Origin of the sequence: Saccharothrix carnea (assembly GCF_003014735.1) — a bacterium.
Lineage (GTDB): Bacteria > Actinomycetota > Actinomycetes > Mycobacteriales > Pseudonocardiaceae > Actinosynnema > Actinosynnema carneum.
Window position 1 is genome coordinate 796,636 of record NZ_PYAX01000003.1, and the last position, 21,356, is coordinate 817,991.

The 21,356-nt window shown below is 70.9% G+C and carries 14 protein-coding genes; 13 read left to right on the forward strand and 1 reads right to left on the reverse strand.

Annotation, left to right across the window (positions count from 1 at the left end):
- Window positions 1-163 precede the first annotated feature (163 nt).
- The 3 genes from B0I31_RS12000 to B0I31_RS12010 are packed head-to-tail and all read left to right on the forward strand — an operon-like array spanning window position 164 to window position 3,166.
- Window positions 164-1,213 carry a tyrosine-type recombinase/integrase gene (locus tag B0I31_RS12000; RefSeq protein WP_245949821.1) on the forward strand — a complete coding sequence of 350 codons (1,050 nt, stop codon included), beginning with the start codon at window positions 164-166 and terminating at the stop codon, window positions 1,211-1,213.
- Window positions 1,214-1,540, forward strand: coding sequence for a helix-turn-helix domain-containing protein (locus B0I31_RS12005; protein ID WP_106615361.1), 327 nt, complete (start codon window positions 1,214-1,216; stop codon window positions 1,538-1,540).
- Between the two features lie 6 nt (window positions 1,541-1,546).
- Window positions 1,547-3,166 (forward strand): site-specific integrase, encoded by a 1,620-nt coding sequence (locus B0I31_RS12010; RefSeq protein WP_146173822.1) that lies wholly within the window; start codon window positions 1,547-1,549, stop codon window positions 3,164-3,166.
- On the opposite strand, the gene B0I31_RS40555 is transcribed toward B0I31_RS12010, so the two are convergent.
- Window positions 3,082-4,248: an immunoglobulin domain-containing protein gene (locus B0I31_RS40555; RefSeq protein WP_181320116.1), complete on the reverse strand. Its 1,167-nt coding sequence runs from the start codon at window positions 4,246-4,248 to the stop codon at window positions 3,082-3,084. The two genes, B0I31_RS12010 and B0I31_RS40555, sit on opposite strands and share 85 nt — an antisense overlap.
- Before the next feature lie 535 nt (window positions 4,249-4,783).
- Between B0I31_RS40555 and B0I31_RS12020 the strand changes: the two genes are divergently transcribed.
- The 10 genes from B0I31_RS12020 to B0I31_RS12065 form a co-directional block, all read left to right on the forward strand.
- Complete coding sequence (locus tag B0I31_RS12020; RefSeq protein ID WP_106615363.1) at window positions 4,784-5,842, forward strand: PqqD family protein; 1,059 nt, start codon at window positions 4,784-4,786, stop codon at window positions 5,840-5,842.
- A 227-nt stretch (window positions 5,843-6,069) separates the two neighbouring features.
- Window positions 6,070-6,360 (forward strand): pilin, encoded by a 291-nt coding sequence (locus tag B0I31_RS41680; protein ID WP_245949822.1) that lies wholly within the window; start codon window positions 6,070-6,072, stop codon window positions 6,358-6,360.
- 91 nt (window positions 6,361-6,451) lie between these two features.
- Window positions 6,452-8,587, forward strand: a complete 2,136-nt coding sequence (locus tag B0I31_RS12030) for a TrbL/VirB6 family protein (protein ID WP_245949823.1) — start codon at window positions 6,452-6,454, stop codon at window positions 8,585-8,587.
- Entirely contained in the window at window positions 8,584-9,828 is a 1,245-nt protein-coding gene (locus B0I31_RS12035) for a PrgI family protein (protein ID WP_106615364.1), read from the forward strand. The genes B0I31_RS12030 and B0I31_RS12035 overlap by 4 nt, the downstream gene beginning before the upstream one ends.
- Complete coding sequence (locus B0I31_RS12040; protein ID WP_106615365.1) at window positions 9,828-11,753, forward strand: VirB4 family type IV secretion system protein; 1,926 nt, start codon at window positions 9,828-9,830, stop codon at window positions 11,751-11,753. The genes B0I31_RS12035 and B0I31_RS12040 overlap by 1 nt, the downstream gene beginning before the upstream one ends.
- A gap of 51 nt (window positions 11,754-11,804) precedes the next feature.
- Window positions 11,805-14,453, forward strand: coding sequence for a type IV secretory system conjugative DNA transfer family protein (locus B0I31_RS12045; protein ID WP_106615366.1), 2,649 nt, complete (start codon window positions 11,805-11,807; stop codon window positions 14,451-14,453).
- An 88-nt stretch (window positions 14,454-14,541) separates the two neighbouring features.
- Entirely contained in the window at window positions 14,542-15,624 is a 1,083-nt protein-coding gene (locus B0I31_RS12050; protein WP_106615367.1) for a replication-relaxation family protein, read from the forward strand.
- 58 nt (window positions 15,625-15,682) lie between these two features.
- Entirely contained in the window at window positions 15,683-16,627 is a 945-nt protein-coding gene (locus tag B0I31_RS12055; RefSeq protein WP_106615463.1) for a C40 family peptidase, read from the forward strand.
- 444 nt (window positions 16,628-17,071) lie between these two features.
- The gene (locus B0I31_RS12060) at window positions 17,072-18,481 is read left to right on the forward strand and encodes an esterase/lipase family protein (protein WP_181320117.1); all 1,410 of its coding nucleotides are present in this window, start codon (window positions 17,072-17,074) and stop codon (window positions 18,479-18,481) included.
- The coding region (locus tag B0I31_RS12065; RefSeq protein ID WP_106615369.1) for a tetratricopeptide repeat protein at window positions 18,478-21,356 on the forward strand (2,879 nt) is incomplete at its 3' end. The genes B0I31_RS12060 and B0I31_RS12065, both read left to right, overlap by 4 nt.

A 21,356-nucleotide genomic window follows, 5' to 3' on the forward strand; every position in this document is an offset into this window, starting at 1 on the left:
GGGCGATGTGATCGCCTGGACATGGGCGTGTGTTCCCGTTCGGGCGATCTTGAGGCGTGATGACTCAACTTCGGAATTCATGAGCCGATCTCCATGTGGTCGAGGTTGTTGCTGCGGTCATGAAGGCGAGGGCGGCGGGTTGGCGCTGGCAGCGGTACGCGACATGCGCGAGGTACGGTCACCGACGAGTCCGGAGGAGCTCGTCGACTTCGAGACCGACGTGCTGGCCGGGTTCGTGCTTGCCCGCTCGTCGGCGGGATTGGCCGACAGCACCATCCGTGGCGACGTCGGACACCTGGACCAGGTGCGGGAATGGCTGGGCAAGCCGTTGTGGGACATGGAGTCGGCGGACTGCGACGCCTACTTCGGGCGGCTGCTGCGTGGAGTTCCCAGCGGCACTCGGCTGGCGCGGGCGCAGGCGATCACGACCTACTTTTCGTATCTGGAGTTGCGGCACCAGGCGGAGATCCACGCGATGACCGGCCGGGTCGTGGCGTGCCCGCTGGACGAGATGAACCGGCCGCGCGGCGCCAAGCAGGCGAAGCTGCGGATCCCGCCGACAGCGGGTGAGACCGCGACGTTGTTCGCCGGCTGGTCGGCAGGGTTGGCGACCTGCCGCAAGTTCGCGCCGACCGCCCGCAACTACGCCGCCGCGCGGCTGATGGCCGAGGTCGGGCTGCGCGTCAACGAGGTGTGCGGGCTGGACCTGACCGACGTCAAGTGGCACCTGGGACGGTTCGGGAAGATCCACGTCCGGCACGGCAAGGGCTCGCGTGGTTGCGGCCCGAAGGAGCGGATGGTGCCGCTGATCAACGGCGCCGACCGGACCCTGCGCTGGTACATCGAGGACGTGTGGGGCCACTTCGACGACGACCACACCCGCCCCGGGGCACCGCTGTTCCCCTCCGAACGAGCCGACGGCGACGGCTCGAGCCCGCGGATCGGCGATGACGCGCTGCGGCGTGGGCTCGCCGCCGCGGCGCGGGAGCACCTGCCGGGCTGGCCCGGCAAGCTCACCCCGCACGTGCTGCGGCACTACTGCGCCTCGCAGCTCTACCACCACGGCATGGACCTCGTCGCGATCCAGGAACTGCTCGGCCATTCCTGGATCGCCACGACGATGCGCTACGTGCACGTCCACCGGACCCGGATCGAGGACGCCTGGGCCACCGGTCAGCTGCGGGCCGCGCAACGGCTGGGAGGGCTGATCTGAGTGCGGTGGAACCTGCGCCTGGCCGCGGCGAACCGTGGCATCTGGAAGGCATCGGAGCTGCAACGCAGCCTCGCCGAACGCGGCCTGGTGATCTCGGCCGGGAAGATGTCGGGCCTGTGGTCGGGCCAGCCGGCCTCGGTCAAGCTCGACGACCTCGACGTCATCTGCGCGGTCCTGGGCTGTCAGGTCGGTGAGCTGTTGCTGCCCGAACCCGACAAGGTCGCCCACCCCGACGGTGACACGCACAGCGCACCGGCCGCGGCGGTGTCCGGTGCGATGCCGGTCGTGCCGCGACGACGCGACGGCCGTTCGCTGCCTCCGGCGTGACCGACGATGCGTGAGCACCGCCGCGCGGCCGGCTGCAGCGTCTGCCTGGGATGGGGCGTGCTCCCCCGCGCCGGTGACATGTGCCGGCCGTGCGCGGAGTTCACCGCCCGCCACCGCGACGTCGGCGCCTGCGGAGCGTGCCACCGACGGCTGGCGCTGTTGAAAGGCCATTGCCGGCCGTGCTGGGCGCAGGCCCGGCTGGACAGGCCGACCGGTCCCAACACCATGCTGCTGCCGCACGTGCGACAGGTTCGATGCCACCAGCTGTGCTTCACCGGCATGCCGCTGCAACGCACCCCCGGACCGCGAGGTGTCGACCCGGACGCGACCCCGGACGCGACGGCCCTGGCCGCGCGGCAGGAGGTGCAGCTGCTGCTGTTCGCCGACCTGCCCCGGGCCTACCGCTACGGCATGGTCGACCGGCGCGACCGCCGACCCCCGGCCGACCCGTGGCTTCTCCGGGCCCTGCACATCGCCACGACCATGGCCGAGACACGCGGTTACGGCGCCCAGCTCACCCAGACCCTGACCCGCAACCTCACCATGCTGCTCACCCGCTACGACGAGGGCGAGCTGATCCGCTACTCGACCTACCACCCGGTCCTGACCGGACGTGGCTGCAGCCTCGCCCGTACCACCGAGGTCCTGCAGACCATGGGGATCCTGCTCGACGACCGCCAACCGGCCTTCGCGCGCTGGGTCGAGGAGAAACTCGCCGACCTGGCCCCCGGGATCCGCGACGAGACCCGCCGCTGGGTGCAGCTGATGCACACCGGCGGACCGCGCACCCGCGCCCGCAGCCACCACACCCTGCGCGGCTACATCGTCCTGCTGCGACCGGCACTGCTGGACTGGTCCTCCCGTCACGACCACCTGCGCGAGATCACCCGCGACGCGATCGTCGCCGTCGTCAACCCCCTGCGCGGCGTCCGACGGCAGATCACGCTCGTGGCGTTGCGGTCGCTGTTCTCCTGGGCCAAACGCCACGGCGTCGTGTTCGCCAACCCCACCAGAAGTCTTCGCGTCGGCGGCGTCGAGCACACCGTCCTGCAACCCCTGACCACCGGAGAAATCACCGGCACCGTCCGCGCCGCGACCACGCCGCAAGCACGGCTCTTCGTCGTCCTCGCCGCCGTGCACGCCGCCCGGCCTGGCGCGATCCGTGCTCTGCACCTGGCCGACGTCGACCTGGGCAACCGGCGCATCACCATCGCCGGCCGGACCCAGACCTTGAGCGAGCTGAGCCATCGCACACTGCTGGCCTGGCTCGAGCACCGCCGCACCAGCTGGCCCAACACCGCCAACCCGCACCTGATGGTCAACGCGATGACCGCGATCGGCACACAATCGGTCAGCCACGTCTGGGCGAACCGGACACTGCAGGGACTGCCCGCCACGCTGGAGCGGCTGCGCATCGACCGGCAACTCGAGGAAGCACTCTCCAACGGCGCCGACCCACTGCACCTCGCCGAGGTGTTCGACCTCGACGCCAAGACCGCGATCCGCTACGCCGACTCCGCCCGCCAACTCCTGCGACGACCTCACGAAGACGCCCCGGTCTCTTCCCCACCAACCGACCGGTCGACACCCACAGATCGGATCAATCTACCCGTGGGTCCGTCCTGAAAACGCATCACTTCGCGTGAACCCACGGGACTCTGCGGCTGGGCGAAGACGAGGACGTCGGAGTGGATGCGCCGATGCGGCGCGGGCAGTCCGCGCACCGAGGCGCGGTGACGCGCACGCGCGTCGCCGTCGTCGATGGAGCGCTCACCGTGGACGCCGTCGGAGTGGGCGTCGGCGAGGTGGAAACGGCCGTCGCGGACGGGCGTGTGCAGGGCGACGATGTGCTGGAGGTAGAGCAGGTCGGCGTTCTGTCCTGCGGTCACTACCGCGCCCGTCGGGTCGGTCAGCTCGCCTGACGTCCAGTCACAGTGCGTGAGCACGACGAGGATGCCGCCGACCCGTAGCCGCCGGGCCGCGTAGAGCGCGATGAGGTCGGCGGTGTTGCCGTGACCGTGGTCGCCGAAGCGGTGCGTCGGCAGGCTGGTGACGATCAAGTCGGCGCTGTCCGCGCGTTCGGTCACCGCGTCCGGGAAGGGCACCTCGACGGTGACCTCCGGTGCCGTGGGGAGGGTCGCGGGAGCCGGTCCCGCCCCGCCGACGAGGTCGGCCCAGAACGGGCGGGAGGCCGGGCCGGTCGACGTCGGATCGACCGGGACGCGCTCCACACGCGCGACGCGGTGGAGGCGTTCGACAGCGGCGATGGCGTCGGCCAGTTCGGGGTTCGACTCGGTGTCGGGGGCGTGGTCGATGACGCCATCGGCACCGACCACGCCGAGCGTCGGGCGGGTGCGGTCGGGGGTCGGCCAGTCCAGCAGCACGACCCGTTCGGCGGGCTTGCTGAACGAGGTGACGATCCGCTCGACGAGGGCCGCGGGCCAGGTGGCGTCGAGGTCGATCGGTACGGGACCGGCGGTCCAGACGGTCGCCGGAGTCGGGGTCGAGGCCGACCCGCGTGAGCGCGAGCGGCCGGTGCCGGCGGTGGCCTTCGCGGGCTTGCCGGGGCTGACGCGGGTGGTGGTCGGAGCGGTCGGCCAGGGTCGGCGGTCGCCGCCTCGGCGCCCGCCGGGGCGGGCCGGAGCCGGGTGGGTGGAGTCCGTGCGCCGTCCGGGTGAGCGGCGGGCGGAGTTGTCGGGCTGGGTCACGGGTGTCCCTTCGCCAGGCTGGGGGCGCCTGTCGGTGCGAGGCGCTGATGGCACCCCTGAACTCCGAAATGCAGCCCCTTTGGGGACACGCCCCAGTCAACTTTGCAACCGCTTTCTACGGCCGCGAATAGCCGGGAAAGGCTCGCGCGCGTACCCGCACGGAGGGAGGCGACGGGTCCGGAAAGAGTGCACCGAGCACTTTTTCCGAGGCCGTCGGAGATTGCGGGCACTCCGGCCGATCGCAGCACGTATCAGCTCGCTCACTGCTACTACCAAACTGGTACCGAACTAGTACCGGAAGCCCATATTGCCAGCTAGATGGGTAATACCGAGCAGTTGATTTGATCATCTATGCGTGTTGCCTGTGATCCACGACGAGCGGCAAAGTTGATCTTGTGACGCTTGTGGAGCGGGCGTGGTGATCGTCGGCACCTCTGCGGTACTAGTTCGGTACCAGTTTGGTTATCGGTTGGTACTACCCGCCGTGGCGTCCTGGGCAAGTCGTTGATTTCGACTTGCTTTAGGGAGCCATTCCATGAGTTCACGCGAGGCTATTCCGCGCTCCGGTTTCGAGCGCGACTCCATGCCGCTGGACGCGGCGCGGTCGGCATTCGAGTGGTTGGTCGCCGGACCGCATCCGGTGTCGGTGGACGGCCGGTTGTTCCCCGGTCTTCCGGCGCGGCGGGTGCCGCTGAACGAGCTGCGCGACCGGCTGCTGTACCGCCGCTGCCCACAGACGCTGCGGGACGCGGCGTGGGCACATCTGGTCCTGCTCGCCCGTACCGAGGGCGGTGCCTGGACCGTCGGCGCGGTCGGTGTCGCGCTGCCCGCGCTGACCTCCATCGCCGCCACCTTGTCGGCGCGCTTCGCCGGTGACCCGAGCGACATCCATGCCGCGGTGCTCGCCGGGTTCGTCGCCGAACTCGGCGAGATCGACCTGCGCCGCCCGCGCGTCATGTTGCGTCTGCGATGGGCCGCCTACCGTGCCGGCCACACCGCCGTGCGCGAGGCACTGGACGCGCCGGTGCCCTCGGGGCACGGGTTCCGCTCGACGATGCCGCCGCCCCCGTGGGGCCACCCTGACTTCGTCCTCGCCCGCGCTGTCGCCGAGCGCGCGATCACCTCCGTCGAGGCCGAACTCATCGGCTCGACTCGGCTGGAAGGTGTGCCGCTGGCTGACGCCGCGACCGAACGCAACCTCTCTTACCAAGCAGCGAAGAAGGCGCGCCAACGCGCCGAGCACCGCTTGGTCGCCTACCTGCTCGACGACACCACCGACACCCCGCACGCCAGTGCGCGCGAGGGCGACGTGGCAACCCAGGTCGCCGACACAGTGACCATCAGCGCCGCCGCCCAGCACTCGACCAGCCACGCCTCGCCATCACGCACTGTCACTGATCTGGCGACGAGCACGCCGAAGAACGTCGGCGATCGCGTGTCCCCGCAGGGCCGATTTTCCGGAGTTCAGGGGTGCGGGAGGAAACCAGCCACCCCCGCGCACACCACCTCTTCGCCCGCGCCGCCGCGCGAGTCCACACAGCACTCGGCACAGCGGCCGTCGGGCACGACTCCGGGAGTGTCGCGATGCGCCTGACTCGTACCCCAGTTCGTCCTCACAACCACTGCCGGCCCGGTGACAACCGGCCTCACCGCGGGGTTGTCCTCCGCCGCCGCGAGGTGGCCTCGCGGGCCCACGCACCGACGTGCGCGGGCCCTCGGCGGGCAGCCGACGACGGCAACACCTCTCCGAGCTGTGACGGGTGTAGTGACCGCCGCCGCAGCTTCCGCCGTCGCGCACTGCTGATCGCCGAACTTGTCGTGGTGGCGCTGCTGGCCTCCGGCGCGACCGCGCACGCGGATACCGTGGTGCTCGCGATCGCGGCCACCGTGGACGAGGTTCTGAACAACATTCGCAACTGGCTGATGGGCATCCTCGCTGGGCTGGCGACGGTGTTCCTGACCGTCGGCGGGGTGCGTCGGGTGTTCGGTGGCGGCGACCCTGGCGAGCAGGAGAAGGCCAAGCAGGCGTTCAAGTCGGCGGGCATCGGCTATGGCTTGGCTGCGCTCGCACCCTTGGTCGTCACCGTGCTCAAGGGCATCGTGGGGGCCTGAGGTGGCGCCTCCGTCGAGCAGGTCGGCGAACCGCCTCGAAAGGCTGGAGAGTCCAGCCGCGATCCTGCGGCGGGCAGTGCGCCGTCCACGTGTGACGCGCGGCCGGGCACTGACCGCGTTGGTGGTGAGCCTGGTGGCCGGGTTGGGCGGTGCCCTCGCCGCCGCGGCCTTCGCACCCGGCTCGGGCTCACCGGTCGCGCCGGCTGCCGCCGCGCAACCGCTGGCGACCTCGTCCGTCGACCCGAACCCGTGCGGGCCGGGCTCGCCGCTGCGGCCGATCTGCACCCCGCCCAGCACACCGACGACCGGACTGCCGCTGTCGAACCCGAGCAAGCCGCCCACCTCGGGCATCTGTGCCCCAGGTGCGCATCACGCCAACTGCCCCGTGCAGGGCACCACCTCAGTGAAGCCACCGTGCACGGGTGAGGGCTGCATACCGCAACCGGCCGCCACCACGACTCCGTCGCCCAACCCTGCCACCGGGCAGCCCGGACACGGCGAGCAGACCGAGTCCGAGTGCGGGATCACCGATGTCGGTGCCTGCATCACCGAGGCCATCAACGCCTTCTTCCAGGGCATCGTCACCGAGGCGCTCAACCCGCTGTTGGACCTGCTGTCCAGGACGCTGCTGACCACCCCGATGCCGGACTCGCTGCCACGGATCGGGGAGCTGTGGGACAACTCCTGGCAGATCCTGCTCATCTCCTACGGGCTGCTCGTGCTCATCGCCGGAGTCATCGCGATGGGCTACCAGACCGTCCAGACACGACACTCCGTCAAGGAACTCGCACCGCGTCTGGTGGTCGGGTTCCTGGCCGGGGCGCTGTCGTTGTGGGTGGCGGGCAAGGGTGTCCAGATCGCCAATGCCGGGGTCGAGGCGATTATGGGCGGTGGTGTCGATGCGAGTACCGCCGGAGCCACGCTGCGCGATCTGGTGCTCAACAGCCTGACCGGCGGCATCTGGATCCACATCATCGGCATCTTCCTCGCCGGGATGCTCGTCGCGTTGTTGATCACCTACGTGGTGCGGGTGGCGTTGACCGTCGTCCTCATCGCCGGGGCGCCGCTGGCGCTGATGTTCCACGCCCTGCCGCAGACCGAGGGCATCGCCTACTGGTGGTGGAAAGCCTACGGCGGCTGCCTGGCGATCCAGCTGGGCCAGAGCCTGACGTTGGCCACCGCGTTGCGGGTGTTCCTCGCGCCGGGCGGGTTCACCCTGTTCGGCCCGACGCCGTCCGGTGTGGTCAACCTGCTGGTCGCGCTGGCGCTGATGTACATCCTGTTCAAGATCCCGTTCTGGGTGCTGTCCGCGGTACGCGGCGGAAGCGGCGGACGCAGTCTCGTCGGATCGCTGGTGCGCGGCTTCATCGCCTACAAGACCTTCGGCCTGCTCGGCGGTCGCGGCGGTGGCAAGGGACCCGAGCCTCGCCCGATGGGCGGTGGTCGAGGCGGCAACGGCAGTGGAAGCTCCAGCGGTGGAGGCGGCGCGACCGACCCGTACGCCGCCGCGCGCACCACCGGCAGTGGGCAGTACGTCCTGCCGCTGCCCGGCGTGCGCCGCACCCGCCCGACGAGCAGGCCAGCACCGAGGTCGAAGTCCGATCCGGCCCCGAATGCCTCCGGGCCGCGAGGCCGCCAGCTGGCGCTGCCGCTGGGTGACGACTGGCCGGAGAACAAGCCCGTGCTCGGCCGCGACGGCCAGTATCGGCTGCCCCTGGACGTCCAGCGCACGACGCCACCACCGCCCGCCCCAACCGGGGCGGACACCGGCGGTCGTCGCACCCGCGCGGCCGGCGGCAAGCAGCTCGAGTTGCCGCTGGACCCCTACCGGGGCAACCGCCCGAACCGGTCCGGGCAGTACCCGCTGCCCCTGGACGGGGTGCGCCGCATGCCGCGCCCGGCGAGTCCGCCGCCCCCGCCGAGCCCTCGACCGAGCGGACGTCGGGTGGTCCAGCCGGAGCTGCCCTTCGACCCGTACAAGGGCAACCGGCCGAACCGCAACGGCCAGTATCCGCTGCCACTGGAAGGCATGCGCCGAACTCCGCCGCCCGAGCCGGCACCCGCTCCGCCACCGGCGGCCCCGCCTCGCCCAGCGCCGCGCGCGGGACAGCAGTTGCGGTTGCCGCTGGACCTGCCCAAGCCGGCCAAGCCACCGACGACGCCGGTCTTCAGCTCACCACCGCCATCGGCGCGGCCACGTCCGAAGCCAGGAGGTAAGACCTCATGACCGTCCCCGTCCGTATCCCGGCCGATGTCGACATGCACGACCGTGTCCTCGGGCCGCTGACCGCTCGCCAGCTGGCCATCCTCGCCGCCGCCGGGGCGGTGCTCTACCTGATCTGGGCGGCCACCCGCGCCTTCATTCCGATCCCGGTGTTCCTGGCCTTCGCCGTCTCGGTCGGCGCGGCCTCGGCGATGTTTGCCCTCGGCAAGCGCGACGGAGTTCCGATGGACAAGCTGCTCGTCGCCGCGATCCGCCAGCGGGTCGCACCCCGCCACCGGGTCGCCGCACCCGAGGGCGTGCGCTCCGCCCCTGCCTGGATCACCCCCGACACCGCGAGCCGGGCGGCGGGGCGCCGCAAGAGCGGCAAGGGCCGGGCCGGGCAGCCCGAGCAGGTGTCGCCCTCGGCGTTGCGCCTGCCGGCCGAGGCCGTCACCGAGACCGGGGTGGTCGACCTCGGCACGGACGGCCTGGCCGTAGTCGCGGTCGCCTCGACGGTGAACTTCGCGCTGCGGACCCCGAACGAGCAGGAAGCGCTGGTCGCCTCGTTCGGCCGCTATTTGCACTCCCTGACTGCCCCGGTGCAGGTGCTGGTGCGCACCGAACGCCTCGACCTCTCCGCCCAGATCGCGGAGCTGCGCGAGCGGGCGGGTGGGCTACCGCACCCGGCGCTGGAGGCCGCCGCGGTCGAGCACGCCGACTACCTGGTCCGGCTCGGGCAGCAGTCGGACCTGCTGCGCCGCCAGGTGCTGCTGGTGCTGCGCGAGCCGCTCGGCACAACGGCGCCGACCGACGGCTTGGGCGGGCCCGGTCCGCTGGCGGTGCTCGGGTCGATGGCGGGCAAGCGCCGCACACAGGCGGGCGGACAGGTCGACGCCGGAACCCGCAGGGCGGCGGAGTCGCGGCTGGTGCGCCGTCTCGGCGAGGCGATCGACCTGCTGTCGCCGGCCGGGATCGTGGTCACCCCGCTCGACGCGGGGCAGGCCACGGCGGTGCTGGCCTCGGCCTGCAACCCCGACACCCTGCTGCCGCCTTCGGCAGGACTGGCCGGCGCGGACGAGGTCATCACCACCTCCGGCGCGGACCTCACCGAGGACGACTTCGACGACAGCTCCTTCTTCGCCCAACCGGCGCCCAGCCGTGCGCCGTCGGAGCGGTCCGAGGACGGCGACGACCACGGGGACGACTGGGACTACGAGGACGACGACTACCCGGACGACTACGAGGACGAGAGGGGTCGGTCCTGATGGCCTCCCGCACACGCAAGACCCGCGGCAACCCGGCCGCCCCGGCGGCCTCGTCGGCGGCTGCCGCGTTCACCCCCGACGCCCTCTCGGTGGCCGCGCGGCACCTGGAGGTCGGCGGCGAGTGGGTCGCCAGCTTCGCCGTGGTCGGCTTTCCGCGCGAGGTGCACCCCGGCTGGCTCGCCCCGCTGCTGACCTACCCCGGTCGCCTGGACGTCTCCGTGCACATCGAGCCGATCGACCCCGCCACCGCCGCCTCGCGACTGAAGAAGCAGCTCGCGAAGTTGGAGGCCGGGCGGCGGCACACCGCCGAGCACGGCCGCCTGTTCGACCCGCAGGTCGAGGCCGCCACCGAGGACGCCTACGACTTGTCCTCCCGCGTCGCCCGCGGCGAGGGAAAGCTGTTTCGGGTCGGGCTGTACCTGACGATCCACGCCGCCTCGGAGAAGGCGCTGGTCGACGAGGTGGCCGCGCTGCGGTCGCTGTGCGCGTCGCTGTTGCTCGACGCCAAGCACACGACCTATCGGTCGCTGCAGGGCTGGGTGTCGACGCTGCCGATGGGCCTGGACCTCATCGGGATGCGCAGGACGTTCGACACCTCGGCGTTGGCGGCGGCGTTCCCGTTCACCAGCCCGGACCTGCCCGCCCCGGACCCGACCAGTGTGGCCGCGCCGTCCGGGGTGCTCTACGGCTACAACGTGGGCTCGCAGGGGTTGGTGCACTGGGACCGGTTCGGCGAGGGGATGCACAACCACAACAGCGTGATCCTCGGTCGCTCGGGAGCGGGCAAGTCGTACCTGGTGAAGTTGGAGCTGCTGCGCAGCCTGTACCGGGGCATCGAGATCGCCGTCGTCGACCCCGAGGACGAGTACGCCCGGCTGGCCGCCGCGGTCGGCGGCACCTACGTGCACCTCGGCGCGCGGGGTGTCCGGCTCAACCCGTTCGACCTGCCGATCCACACGCGTGCCGACGGTCGCCGCACCGCACCGAAGGACGCGCTCGTGCGTCGGTCGCTGTTCCTGCACACCGTCATCGCCGTCTTGATCGGGGACGAGCTGGAGGCGGCGGAGCGGGCGGCGTTGGACCGGGCGATCGCCGCGACGTACCAGAGCGTCGGGATCACCGCCGACGCGCGGACCTGGACCCGGCCGTCGCCGACGCTGCGAGTCTTGCGCGACCAGCTCGCCGGCGCCGGGCAGGCCGGCGACCAGGCAGCGGGCGACCTGGCGGCGAGGCTGCACCCGTTCGTCGAGGGCGCGTTCAAGCAGCTGTTCGACGGGCCCAGCAGCGTCAACCCCGAAGGTCACCTCGTCGTGTTCAGCCTGCGGGACCTGCCCGACGAGCTGAAAGGGATCGGCACTCTGCTCACCCTCGACGCAGTCTGGCGGCAGGTGTCCAACCCGGCCATCCGCCGCCCGCGCCTGGTCGTGGTGGACGAGGCGTGGCTGCTGATGAAGGAAAAGTCCGGCGCCGAGTTCCTGTTCCGCATGGCCAAGGCATCCCGCAAGCACTGGGCCGGACTGACCGTCGCCACCCAGGACACCGCCGACGTCCTCGGCAGCGACCTGGGCAAGGCCGTCGTGGCGAACGCGGCCACCCAGATCCTGCTGCGCCAGGCGTCGCAGGCCATCGACGAGATCACCCAGACCTTCGACCTCTCCGCCGGAGAGCGCGCGTTCCTGCTCTCCGCCGACCGTGGCCAGGGCCTGCTGTCAGCCGGGACGCAGCGGGTGGCGTTTCAGAGCATCGCCTCGCCGACGGAGCACTACCTGGTGACCAGCAACCCGGCCGAACTCGCCGCCTACGCCGACACCGCCGAACCGGTCGACGAGGCCGAGGCCGCGTTCGTCGACCTGGGCGTCGACGGAGACGAGTTCGGCTCCGACACCGACTTCGGCGACGACCAGATCCACCTCGACGCCGCCTGAGCCGCGCGCACCACCACTTTCCACGCACATATCCCGTGAAGGGATTCGTTCATGCTGCCCCGAACACTGACGTGGGTACCGCCTGCCCTCGACCAGCCACCGGAAACACCCCTCCTCGCCACCGCGCCCACGCACTCGTCGGCCCTTGTCGCCGCCGGGTGGCTGGAGAACTACCTGCGCGACCCCGGCGGTGCACTACTCGCGCTGCTGGCCCAGCTGCGGGACCTCGTCCTGAACTGGGGCCCGATCGCGGCCCCCGTTCTCGCGGTGCTCGTCACCGGGATCGTGCTCGGCCGGCGGTGGTGGTCCCGCCGCTGCCACGAGCTGCTGCTGGCCGACGCCCGTCAGGTCACCGTGCTCGCCCCGCCACAGGTGGATCCCGCGGGCGGGGCCGCGTTGTGGTCGAACCTGGTCGGTCTGCTGCGCCCTGGGTGGCGGCGGGCGTTCACCGGCCAGCCGCACGTGGCGTGCGAGTACGTGTTCTCCGAGGCCGGGGTCGCGATCCGGCTGTGGGTGCCCGGGGTCATCCCGCCCGGCCTGGTCGAACGCGCCGTGGAGGCGGCCTGGCCGGGCGCGCACACCCGCGTCAGCCCGGCCGAGCCGCCCCTGCCGACACCGGACGAGGGGCAACGGCGGCTGGTGGTCGGCGGCGAGCTGCGGCTGGCGCGCCCCGAGGCGTTGCCGATCCGCAGCGACTTCGACGCCGACCCGATCCGGGCGTTGATCGGTGCGCCGGTCGGGCTCGGTAGGGAGGAATACGCCTGCGTGCAGGTGCTGGCCCGCCCGGTCACCGGCCGCCGTGTGCAACGCGCGCGGCGCGCGGCTCGGCGGGTCCACACCGGCGGCTCGACCCGTCTGGTCGGCCGCCTGCTCGACGCGATCACCCCCGGCACGGGCAGCCGCTCGCGGCGTACGGCTGCGGTGCGGACGAAGACCGGCGCCTTGCACAGTGACCCGCAGACCTCACTGGAATACGCAGCGCAGAACCGCGCGATCGTCGGCAAGCAGCGCGGCAGCCAGTTCGAGACGGTGATCCGCTACGCCGTGGCGACCCTGCTGCCGGCCGATATCGACGAAGGCGAGGTCCGCCGGGCGCGGGATGTCGCCCGCGGACGGGCGCACGCCCTGGCGGCCTCGTTCGCCTCCTACACCGAGCACAACCACTACACCCGCCACCGCCTCCGCCACCCCTGCCGCGTCATCGACACCCGTCGTCTCGGGCGCGGCGACCTGTTGTCGGTGGCCGAGCTGGCGGCGATCGCGCACCTGCCCACCGACGAGGCCATCCCCGGCATCCAGCGCGCCGGAGCCCGCGCCATCGCACCTCCGCCGGGCATCGCCACACCGGGGCCGGACGCCAAACCGATCGGGGTTACCGACACCGGCCACCAGCGCCCCGTCGCCCTGCGCGTACCCGATGCCCGCCACCACCTGCACGTCATCGGCGCGACCGGCTCGGGCAAGTCGACCTTGCTCGGCAACATGATCCTCGTTGATGCCGAGGCAGGCCGCGGAATCGTGCTCATCGACCCCAAGGGCGACCTCGTCACCGACGTCCTGTCCCGCCTGCCGCGCTCGGCTGCGGACCGGGTCGTGATCTTCGACGCCGACAGCAAGTCCCGACCGCCGTGCCTCAACCCCTTGGACGGTGGAGAGACCGACCTGACGGTGGACAACCTCGTCAGCGTCTTCCGGCGGGTGTACTCGGCGTTCTGGGGTCCGCGCACCGACGACGTCATGCGCGCCGCCTGCCTCACCCTGCGCTCCCAGGAAGGCGTCGCCACTCTGGCCGACCTACCGAAACTGCTGGCCGACGAGGCGTTCCGCAGCCGGGTCACCGCCGGAATCACCGACCCCGTGCTGCGCGGATTCTGGTCCTGGTACGAGGAACTCACCGACTCGTCGCGCTCCCAGGTCATCAGTCCGCTGATGAACAAGCTGCGTGCGTTCTTGCTGCGGCCGTTCGTCCGCGACGCGATCGCGGGCGGTCACTCCACCGTGGACATGAGTCAGGTTCTCGACGGCGGGATCTGCCTGGTGCGCATCCCCAAGGGCGCACTCGGCGAAGAGACCACCCGGCTGGTCGGATCGCTGGTCGTCGCGCGGACCTGGCAGGCCACCACCGGACGGGCCCGCACCCCGCAACGGCAACGCCGGGACGCGAGCCTGGTCATCGACGAGTGCCACAACTTCCTGAATCTGCCTTATCCGATCGAGGACATGCTCGCCGAGGCCCGTGGTTTCCGCGTCAGCATGACCCTGGCCCACCAGCACCTCGGCCAGCTCCCCCGCGAACTACGCGAGGGCATGTCCACCAACGCACGCAGCAAGATCTTCTTCAACGCCAGCCCCGAGGACTCGCGCGAGCTGTCTCGCCACACCGCGCCGCGGCTGTCCAACCACGACCTCGCCCACCTCGGCGTCTACCACGCCGCTGTGCGCCTGGTGCTCAACGGCGAGGAAGCCCAGCCGTTCACCATGCTCACCCAACCCCTCCCGCCCGCCGTCCCAGGCAGGGCACGGGAGATCCGCAGCGTAGCGCGCCGCACGGCGCGGACTCGCGCGACCGAGCCTGCCGCTGGCGGGCCCGCAACCACCGGCACCCGGCCGCTTCGCGGCTCATCGGGTCGGACCCGCCCCTCGAACCGGAACGAGCCCGTCGCTCGCCCGCGTAGCGCCGATCCCCGCCGTAACGGCTGACCTCACCCTCCCGTTCTTCCACCCGCCATCACGCCCGGCGCGCTTCGCGCCGGGGCGGTTTCGCCTTGCCCACCCGGAGGTGCCCGACATGATCACCAATCCCACACGGCAGCGTGCTTTGCGCGGCCACAAGCCGACCCGGCCCACCCCGCGTGTCGCGAACACCGCCGAGCACCAGGCCGTGCTGGCGTGGCGGCTGACCCCGCGCGACAAGTGGATCGCCCGGATGCTCTGGGAGCACAAGGTCCTCACCGCCCACCAGATCACCGCGCTCGCCTTCCCCAGCTTCCGATCCGGGCGGATGCGGCTGCGCGAGCTCTACCTGTGGGGCGTCGTCGACCGGTTCCAGCCTTTCGTTTCCCTCGGCACCGCGCCGATGCACTACGTCCTGGCGCCCGCCGGTGCGGCCGTGCTCGCCGCCGAGGACGGCCTGGACCTCAAGGAACTCGGCTACCGGCACGACCGGGTCTTCGGCGTCGCCCACAGCCTGCGCCTGGCCCACACCGTCGGCGTCAACGAGTGGTTCACCGCCTTGGTCGACCGCGCCCGCCATCCCTACCCCGGCGAGCAGGTCGAGCTGGCGGCGTGGTGGTCGGAGACCCGCTGCGCGAGGCATTTCGGCGACTTGATCAAACCCGACAGCTACGGCCGCTGGAGGTACCACGACCGGCACGGTGACCGGCAGGTCGAGTGGTTCCTCGAGTACGACTTCGGGACCGAGCCGCTGAGCAAACTCGCCGGGAAACTGGCCGGCTACGCCGCCCTCGCCCAAGCCACCAGTATCACCACGCCGTTGCTGGTGTGGCTGCCGACCTCGCGGCGCGAGGCCGCCGCCCGCCGGCTGCTCGCGAAGGCGTGGCGTGAGCTCGACGACCGGCTCTCGGTGCCGGTAGCTACCGCGGCAGCTGAGGTGCTCAACCCCGAGGCCCTCCACCCGAGCCCGGCCGACGAAGTCTGGCTGCCGCTCAACGCCCCGACCGGAGCGCCCCGGCGACCGCTCGCGGGATTGCCCGACGCCTGGCCGCACGTGCCGCCGCCGGTCACGCCCAACGAGGAGACCCCGGCGGGTGCGGACTCGCCGCAGCCGATGTCGCCGCCGCCCTCGCCGATGCCGCCCACCGCGACCAGCCCACGGGCGTCGCGCGGGGCGGGCCAGCCGGGGAGGTGGTGAGAGCGTGCCCGCCAAGATCGCCATCGGCGCCGTAGCGCTGTTGCTGCTCATCCCCGTCATGATCGGCCAGAGCGTGAGCGCCGTGGTGGACGCGCTATTCGGCAGCTCCTCGAACACCACCATCGACTGCACGTCACCGATCGCCGACATCCCGCCCGAGTACTGCCTGCTCTACGTCACCGCGGCCCCGCACTGCCCCGGCCTGGACTGGACCGTGCTCGCCGCGATCGGCAAAGTCGAGACCGACCACGGCCGCCTCGAGGCACCCGGCGTGACCGAAGGCGAGAACTACGCCGGGGCCGGCGGACCGATGCAGTTCCTCGCCCCGACCTTCAACAGCGTCACCGCCACACACCAGATCCCACCCGGCGGCGCCAGCCCACCCTCGCGGTACAACCCCCACGACGCTATCCACGCGGCAGCCTTCCTCCTCTGCGACGAAGGCGTCCGCCGGGGCGACCTCCGAGCGGCGATCTTCGCCTACAACCACGCCGACTGGTACGTCGACAAGGTCCTCGAACAGGCTGCCAAGTACGCCCAGGTCGCCGCGGCCAGCGTCGGCAACGGCGACTGCAACGCCATCCAAGCCCCCAACGCCGCCACCCTCGCGGCGATCAACTACGCCTGCGGCATGCGCGGACTGCCCTACGTGTGGGGCGGCAACGGCCCCGACGGCGGCCACGCCGGCTTCGACTGCTCCGGACTGACCAAGGCCGCCTACGCCGCCGCAGGAATCACCCTGCCCCGCACCGCACAGACCCAGCTTGACGCAGGCCCGCACGTCCCGGCCGGGCAACCGCTGCTGCCGGGCGACCTCGTCTTCTACGGCACACCCGGCAACATCCACCACGTCGGCCTCTACATCGGCAACGGACTCATGATCAACGCCCCGACCTTCGGCCAACCGGTACAAATCGACAACTACCGATACAACGGCGACGACTACGCCGGAGCCACCCGCCCGGCGGTCTCTACCGCTGTTGTAGCTTCCGCGCACACTTGACCGCTTTCGCGTACAGATGACCGCCAAATGACCATTTGATCAGGTGCTGCGGACAGTTCCCCGACCTCAACACGCTCATACCGGCCCCGAGGGATTCTCCACCTACGAGACCAGTTCCGTAGTCGTGGGTGAGCGCAGTCCTGCCCGAGACGGACGCCAGGGAGACGCGATCGCACCTACGTTGCCACAGCACCAGTCGGCCATTCCGAAACAGTGCTCGATCGCAACGTGCGCTCATGCGGATGAGCGGGCGCCAGCCGTTCCGCGACACGCTATTGCCGATTCCCTGTCGAGTGGCATTCATGATGATATGCGAATGCACATGCAGGTGGGTCGTGGGCTGAGCTCCTGCGCGAGGCTCCTCGTGGCGTCGTCCGGTAACGTTTCACCGGTTTCGGCGATCTGATGACAAGGGCTTCACTCGAGCGCGATACCGGAGTGTCGATGAGCACCGCCCGTCTTTATGTGGTTGTTCCCGGCATTGGCGGGAGTGTTCTGGAGCGGCCAGGCGGTGTGCCGCTGTGGGGACGGGTCGGGACCACCGCTTCGGCCGTGTTGCATCCTGCGGGGTTGGAGATGGCGCAGGAGGTCGTGCCGGTCGGGTTGATGCCGTCGACGTCGGTGTGCTCGTGGACTCTGGTGCCGGGGTACGACCGGTTGGTACAGGGCCTGATGAACTCGCTGCGGTTGGGGCCCGCGGATGTCGACGTCGCGCGCCCGGATCGGGCCCCGTCACCTGAGGCCAGCGTATTGTTATTCCCTTACGACTTCCGGCAGAGCATGGCGGTCAATGCCGAGCGGCTGCGGCTCGAAGTCGATCGACGGGCCGCAGGGCGGCGGGTCGTGGTGGTCGCTCATTCGATGGGCGGGCTGGTGGCGCAGTGGTGGTGGGCGGTGTTGGGTGGCCACGCGGTGTGCGACCGGCTGGTGACGGTCGGAACGCCGCACCGTGGCGCGCCGAAAGCGCTCGATTGGTTGTTGAACGGTATCCGTCTGGGTCCGTCGCCGATCGCGGAGGGCACGTCGCGGCTGTTGGGCGCAGCGTCGGGGGTATTGGCTCAGTGGGATTCCACTTGGGAGTTGCTGCCGCGCTATCCGGCGGTCCTGGAGGGCGGGGTCGCGCGTTACCCGCATCAGGTGTCGGTTGCGCCGGAGTCTTTCCGGCGTCGGGCGGAGGCGGCCTACCAGCGGCACCTGTTGCTGGAGAAGCACCACGCCGCTGTCTTGCGGAGTGACGCATCACTGCGGCGACGTACGATGGTTTTCTACTCCAGCGGCCACGCGACGCCGGGACGGGCGGTGGTGGACGGGTCACGGGTCCGGGTCGAGCGCGGCGATGCGGAGTGGTTGCCCGGCAAAGGGTGGGAGGGCGGTGACGGCACCGTTCCGGCGATCGCCGTGACCCCGGTGGAGGACGGGCAACAGGCTGACGAACCGCTGGTGGATGGCAGGACGTGGTCTCCGGACACGCACATGCGGATCGCCTCGACGCCGGGATTGGTCGAGTACGTCACGCGGTTCGATGCGGCGTCGCTGGCCGCGGTGCGCGGTGAGCCGAACCCCGCGGTCCCGTGGGTGGCGTTCGACCAGGACGAGGTGTGGGCGGTGGGCGAGCACGTCGAGATCCGCGCGACCCTGCGCGGCGCCGATCCCTCCGGTGTCCGGGCCAGGTTCCGGCTGTTCCCCGAGCACGGCGGTCCGGCGGAGTTGGATGTGAGGCGTGATGGGCAGACGTGGGCGTCGGTGGTGCTTGGGGCACCGGCCGGTGTGCATCGGGTGAGGGTGGAGTTGGACCACGTCCCGGGGGTGGATCGGGTGGTCGGCGAGACGCAGTTCGGGGTGGTGCCGCTGTGACGCGGTGGCTGTGGAGCCGCGGGGAGGCTCCGGAGGCGTTGGCCGGTTTCGTGCGGCAGGACGTGGTCGGGAAGCTGCTCCCGGCGGAGCTGGCGGCCGACCTTCCGGGGCCCGGGACGGGACGGACACGGGCCGAGAAGGCACGGGTGATCTACGAGGTGTTCGCTCGTCGTGGCGTCCGCTACGTCGACGAACCCAGTACCAGCGTGCCCGGTGGCCAACTGGTGAGGCCGGTGGATCAGGTGCTGGCCCGCCCTCGTCAAGGCACCTGCCTGGACCTCTGCGTCGCCTACGCCGGGGCGTGTCTAGACGCCGGGCTGCACCCGCTGATCGTCGTCGTCGACTCGGTCCGGGCGCGGGCGGCGCACGCTGTCGTGCTGGTGTGGTTGGACGGTTCCTGGTCCACGTCGCCCGAGCCGGCCTACCCGTTGCAGGGGCTGGTGCACGCTTCACCTCCGACGACGACGGACGGCCTGCCCCTGCTCCGCGAGATCCGGGCGTCGGCGGACGGCGCGGGGGCGTTCCTGGCCGTGGACGTGGCCGGTGCGGCGTGGCCGTTCACCGCCGATCACCCGGCCAAGGACTGGGCTGCCGCCGTGCGGGACGGCGCGTCCGTCCTACTTGCGTCCGACCACACCTCGCAGGCGTGGCGTTGGGCGTCGGGCATCGACGTCGGCCTGTCCCGCCAACTCCACGCGGTGGAAGTAGCGGACTCGCGGTTCCTACCCGGTGACGTCGAGCCGCTCAACCCGGCCTACCGGGAGCCGAACACCGCCGCCGGTCCTCTGACGCAGATCAAGGCCAGGCACGGACTGGTCCCCTTCTACGCGCGTGACGAACTGGACCTGCTGCAGGAGTGGGCGCACGCCGACGCGACCTCCCCGGACGGGGTCGAGTTGGCCGTCGTGCACGGAGTCGGCGGGGCGGGCAAGACCCACCTGGCCGCCGAACTGTGCGCACGGCTGCAGCGACAGGGCTGGTATACCGGCTTCTTCCCCAAGAGCACCCTCGACAACGCCACATGGACGTGGTTGTCCACCGTGGTCCCCAAGACGCTGGTCGTCGTCGACTACGTCGAGGACACCTCCGTCGAGACCGTCGTCAAACTGATCCGCACCATGCGACGACGTGAGCAGACCACGAGAATCCTGTTCACCGCACGTTCCGCAGGCGACTGGTTGCACGACATCGTCGACGCGGCTCGCCGGGAGGGAGTGGATCTCGCCGAGCCCTGGGCGTTGCCTCTGCCACGCCGTCATCCGTCCCCGACGGGCCTGTTCCGTCGGGCCGCGCAGCGGTTCGCCCAGCTGCCCGGGGCGGTCGGGACCGCGGTCGGACAACCGCCGGACAACCCGCGCTGGACCACTCTGGACCTCGTCCTTCAGGCATGGCTCGCCACCCACGGTGTCGACGGTGACGCACTGCCCGCCCGACGCGACGCGCTCTACGACGAAATTCTTCGCAGGGAGTTCGACTACTGGTACCGCGCCGCCCGTGTCTTCGATACACCCGAGCCGCACAACGAAATGGCCATTCGGGGGTTCCGCGAACTGGCGGGCAAGGTCGGCGCCGTGCTGACCCTGCTTGCACCGCGCACAACGGAACGGGTCACCCGAGCCGTGGAGACGGTGCCGGAGTTGCGCGTGCCGACCCCCGAACGGGCCGGTTTTATTGGTCTGCTGACCAAGATGCTGGCCCCCGACCACACCGACGAAGGCTTCGCGATCCGACCGGACCCGGTCGGGGAGCGCCTGGTACTGCGTGAGTTCGGACGCGCCGGGCGGCTGTTGGACGACTGCCTGCCCCCGAACCCGTCCACCGACCGGCGCCACGCCCGCGACCCGGGTGACCCCGACGCGCTGACCGACGCCTTGGCAACCGATTGGGAAACGGCACAGGCATGCACTGTGCTCACCCGAGCCGAGGAATTCGACCCGGAACAGGCGACCGCACTGGCACAGCGGCTGCTCACCCAGCACACCTGGCTGTGGAGCACCGCCTACAGCGTGACCCGCAAGCTCGGTGGCCCGTTCGCCACCGCCCTCACACAACTCGCCCTCCGCGAGGACACACCACTACCACTCGCGGTCCTGGCTGAGGAGATTCCGCTGGGCCATGCCGCACTCCGGGACTTGGCCCATATCGTCGCAGAACGAGCCGAACCATCGCACGACCCGACGGTCACCAAGGAGATCAACACCGCCCGACATGCCGCCTGGCTCAACACCCTCGCGGTCCGGCGTAGCGAGGTCGGGGACCGGGGCGGTGCGCTGGCTGCCGTCGACGAAGCGGTCACCCACTACCGCCAACTGGCCGAGGGCAACCCCAGGGGTTTCCTGCCCAACCTCGCCGGGTCGTTGAACAACCAGGCCAACCTGCGTAGCGAGGTCGGGGACCGGGGCGGTGCGCTGGCTGCCGTCGACGAAGCGGTCACCCACTACCGCCAACTGGCCGAGGGCAACCCCAGGGGTTTCCTGCCCAACCTCGCCGGGTCGTTGAACAACCAGGCCAACCTGCGTAGGGGGGTCGGGGACCGGGGCGGTGCGCTGGCTGCCGTCGACGAAGCGGTCACCCACTACCGCCAACTGGCCGAGGGCAACCCCGGTGGTTTCCTGCCCAACCTCGCCACGTCGTTGAACAGCCAGGCCGCTTCCCGTAGCGAAGTCGGGGACCGGGCCGGCGCACTGGCCGCCATCGACGAAGCCGTCCTGCTGCGCCGCCAACTGGCCGAGAGCAACCCCGGCGCCTTCCTGCCCAACCTCGCCATCTCGTTGAACAACCAGGCCAACCTGCGTAGCGAGGTCGGGGATCGGGGCGGTGCGCTGGCCGCTATCGACGAGGCGGTCACCCACTACCGCCAACTGGCCGAGGGTAA